Raw genomic sequence first — 4277 nt, 5'->3', positions numbered from 1 at the left:
AACATCCTATACAATGGGAATATTCCTGTTTTTTATCAAATACGATGAAAAATCTTCTGCCCAAGAGAATACCAGCCACACCTACAACTAATATGACTATAAAAATATCAAAAAAATGCCACATAACCAAAGCCCCTTTAAAATGAGAGTAAAATAAAGTTATAATAAACAGCTAGTTAATCCTGTCAAGGTCTATCTTTCCTTGACAACTCTTAGAAAATGCTAATTCTTTAATAGAAAGGTTTATGGGCTAGAGAGTTTATGGGGTGGAGGGTTAAATTGTTCAACGTTCAACGTTCAATGTTTAAGAAACCTAAAACTAAAAACTTTGAACACAAAACCTTGGACATAGAACTTTGAACTTTGAACATAGAACCTAATATGAAGGATACTGTAGTATCAATTGATAGGAGGTCGCAGGTATGGAAAAAAAATTTACCATTGAAAATAAAGAATTAATAATTATTCAAGGGGATATCACAAAGGCAGATGTTGACGCCATTGTTAATGCTGCCAATCCCCAGCTTGCTGGAGGTGGTGGGGTTGATGGAGCAATTCACAGGGCTGCTGGTCCAGAGCTCTTAAAGGCAGGTAGAAAATATGTTGAAGAGCATGGACCACTTAAAACAGGTGAAGCAGTAATTACACCAGGATTTAATTTAAAGGCAAAATATGTAATCCACACAGTAGGACCAATATACAGAGATGGCAAACACAATGAACCTGAACTTCTAAAAAATGCATATAAAAATTCATTGAAATTAGCAGATTCAAATAACTTGACAACAATCGCTTTTCCAGCCATCAGTTGTGGCGTATATGGTTATCCTAAAGAAGAAGCTGCAGAGATTGCCATTAAAACAGTAAAAGAGATTCTTCCAAAAACTGGTTTAAAAAAATGCTACCTTTATTTATTTTCTGAGGACATGTTTAAACTCTGGTGTGAAAAGGCAGAGAAGGTGTTTAAATCTTAAAAAATTATAATAGAGGGTTAAATGGTAGAAATAAGAGGTACTACAATCTTGGCTGTAAAGGATAATAGGGGTGTAGCCATCGGCGGAGATGGCCAGGTTACCCTGGGACAGGCCATTTCCATTAAACACAAGGCAAAAAAGGTAAGAAGACTTTATAAAAATAAAATAATCGCAGGATTTGCTGGCGCCACTGCAGATGCCTTTACCCTGTTTGAAAAATTTGAGGCAAAATTAGAAGAGTACTCTGGAAATCTCTTAAGGGCCAGTGTGGAACTGGCAAAGGAGTGGAGGACAGATAAATATTTGCGACGGCTTGAAGCCATGCTTCTTGTTGCCAATTCAGAAAACATATTGCTCATTAGTGGGACGGGCGATGTCATAGAACCAGATGACAATATTATTGGTATTGGTTCAGGAGGACCTTATGCAATGGCAGCTGCAAAGGCACTTTGTAAACATACTAAGCTATCAGCAAAAGAGATTGTACAAGATTCTCTAAACATAGCTGCTTCTATGTGTGTTTATACTAATTCAGAAATCGTAGTGGAATATCTAGAGAAATAAAAGCAGGAGGTTTTTTAATGGAAGAGAGTTTGACTCCAAGACAAATTGTTAAAGAACTGGACAAATATATTGTTGGTCAGGATGAAGCCAAAAAAATGGTAGCAGTGGCGCTGAGAAACAGGTGGAGGCGGAAAAAACTCCCACCAGAACTCAGAGAAGAGGTGGCTCCCAAAAATATAATAATGATTGGCCCAACAGGTGTAGGAAAGACAGAAATTGCAAGGAGATTGGCAAAACTCGCAGGTTCTCCATTTTTCAAGGTAGAGGCATCCAAGTTTACAGAAGTTGGTTATGTGGGCAGGGATGTGGAGTCCATGGTCAGGGACTTAATGGAAATCGGCGTTAACATGGTAAGAAAAGAAGAACAAGAACGGGTTAAGGAAAAGGCAAAAATGCTGGCAGAAGAGGCACTTTTGGACCTTCTACTTCCAGGCTCAAGAAAAACACCAAAATTTGGTTCCCCTCAGTTTATGGAAAATAATGAACCACCCACTCCTCAACCCCAGGAATCCACAAGGGAAAAATTCCGTGAGCTGTGGAGACAGGGCAAGCTGAACAATCGAATGGTTGAGGTAGAAGTTGAAATACCCTCTGTGCATGTTGGTGTAATGTCCATGCCTGGCATGGAAGACATGGAGATGCAACTGCAAGAGATGTTCTCAAAGATGTTTCCCAAAAAAAAGAAAGTTAGAAAAATGAAAGTAAAAGATGCATATGAATATCTTCTCCAAAGGGAGAGTGAGAGGCTCATAGATCAAGACAAAGTCATTGAAATGGCCAAGGAGCGGGTTGAGCAGACTGGAATTATTTTTTTAGATGAAATAGATAAAATCTGCAGTAAAGGAGATAATAGACAGGCAGATGTATCAAGGGAAGGGGTACAGAGGGACTTACTCCCAGTAGTTGAAGGATGTGTGGTGAATACCAAATATGGGATGATTAAGACCGATCATATACTCTTTATTGCAGCTGGCGCATTCCATTATGCCAAGCCTTCTGATCTCATTCCTGAACTCCAGGGAAGATTTCCACTCAGAGTTGAACTTTCACCCTTGACAAAAGATGATTTTTATAAAATCTTAACTGAGCCACGCAACGCACTGACTGTGCAGTACAAAGCGCTCCTTGAAACAGAAGGCTTAGAAATAGAATTTACAGACGATGCCCTTTATGAGATTGCAAGCTTTGCTGAAAAAATAAATGAAGAGACTGAAAACATAGGAGCAAGAAGGCTATATACCTTGATGGAAAGGGTACTTCACGATCTTTCTTTTGAAGCACCAGAGAGAAAAGGTGAAAAAATTACAATTGATGCAGAATATGTAAAAGATAAATTAAAAGAGTTTCAAGAAGATAGGGACTTAAGTAGATATATTTTATAAATTAGCCATCTCTCCCCCTCCTTAAATATAGATGGCGAGGTGGAAGTTTCCACCTCGCCTCTTTTTTTTTGCTTGAAATTTGACCACAAAAATTTCAAATTTGAGCACATGAAAAACAATATCCCCAAAATACTACATATTGAAACAGGAATGCACCTTTATGGAGGAGCAAAACAGGTCTATTATCTCTTAAAAGGACTAAAAGACAAATCCTTTGGAGAAAATATATTAGTGTGTTCGAAAAATAGCGATATATCAAAAAACTGCGCTGAACTATGTAAAATCTATCCCCTTTATATGTATGGAGATTTAGACATTCTATTTTTATTTAAATTACTTAAAATCATTAAAAAAGAAAGACCAGATATAATTCACGTACACAGCAGGAGGGGGGCTGATTTTTGGGGAGGACTTGCTGCAAAATTGTCTAAAACAAAGTCTGTTATTACCAGACGGGTTGACAATCCTGAAAATAAATACCTCCTGCAATTAAAATATTCTTTTTTTGATGAAATTATTTCAATTTCAAAGGGAATAGAAAAAATTCTAAAAAAACAAGAAATAAAAAAAAGAATAAAAATTATCCCAAGCGCAGTTGACTATAATTTTTACAATCAAAACTGTAATAAAAATTTTTTCTTAAAAGAATTCTCTCTTTCTAAAAATGTGTTAACTGTTGGCATGATAGCCCAATTTATACCTAGAAAGGGTCATGAATTTCTCATTGAAGCTGTTTTAGATATTGTTAAACAGATTTCCAATGTTGTATTTTTACTCTTTGGCAAAGGACCTCTTTTAAATGAGATCAAGATAAAAATAAAAAAATATCAACTGGAAAATTATATAAAAATTATTGGTTTTAGATGGGATCTGGAAAAAATTATACCGTGCCTAGACCTGATAGTACACCCTGCATTTATGGAAGGACTTGGTGTGTCTCTAATACAGGCAAGCTCTGCATCAGTTCCAATAGTTGCCTCATCAGTAGGAGGGATTCCCGAAATTGTACATCATAATGAAAATGGACTATTATTTGAAAAAGGAGATAAAAACGACTTTATAAATAAGACCGTTTTTTTACTTAAAAATAGATCCATTAGACAAAAAATGGGATTTAAAGGAAGAGAAATTGTAAAAAAATATTTTTCCATTGAAAACATGGTGCAGAATTATATTTCACTGTATTCAAAAATGCTTTAGTTTAAGTTACTACATTTAGACCGCAACCTATTGTTTTTATAATAAAACTGTTAGTCATCGTGGAGTTTTATATGCCAAAAATAGAACCATTTGAAAAATACAGCGATGAGTATGATGAATGGTTCAAAAAGAACATTGATCTATATGAAACTGAATT

General features: G+C 35.9%; 4 protein-coding genes. All 4 read left to right on the top strand.

Going from position 1 to position 4277, the window contains the following annotated elements:
- Positions 1–422 precede the first annotated feature (422 nt).
- The 4 genes from ACY2V1_RS00185 (at position 423) to ACY2V1_RS00170 (ending at position 4120) form a co-directional block, all read left to right on the top strand.
- Positions 423–974 (top strand): O-acetyl-ADP-ribose deacetylase, encoded by a 552-nt coding sequence (locus ACY2V1_RS00185; RefSeq protein WP_461832772.1) that lies wholly within the window; start codon positions 423–425, stop codon positions 972–974.
- A 21-nt stretch (positions 975–995) separates the two neighbouring features.
- Complete coding sequence (gene hslV / locus ACY2V1_RS00180) at positions 996–1538, top strand: ATP-dependent protease subunit HslV (protein WP_461832771.1); 543 nt, start codon at positions 996–998, stop codon at positions 1536–1538.
- Positions 1539–1555: 17 nt separating this feature from the next.
- Complete coding sequence (gene hslU, locus ACY2V1_RS00175; RefSeq protein ID WP_461832770.1) at positions 1556–2920, top strand: ATP-dependent protease ATPase subunit HslU; 1365 nt, start codon at positions 1556–1558, stop codon at positions 2918–2920.
- Between the two features lie 108 nt (positions 2921–3028).
- Positions 3029–4120 carry a glycosyltransferase gene (locus ACY2V1_RS00170; RefSeq protein WP_461832769.1) on the top strand — a complete coding sequence of 364 codons (1092 nt, stop codon included), beginning with the start codon at positions 3029–3031 and terminating at the stop codon, positions 4118–4120.
- Positions 4121–4277 lie beyond the last annotated feature (157 nt).

The sequence above is a fragment of the Desulfothermus sp. genome (assembly GCF_053993635.1).
Note: the sequence above shows the minus strand (reverse complement) of the source record. Positions and strands in the feature narration are given on the sequence as shown.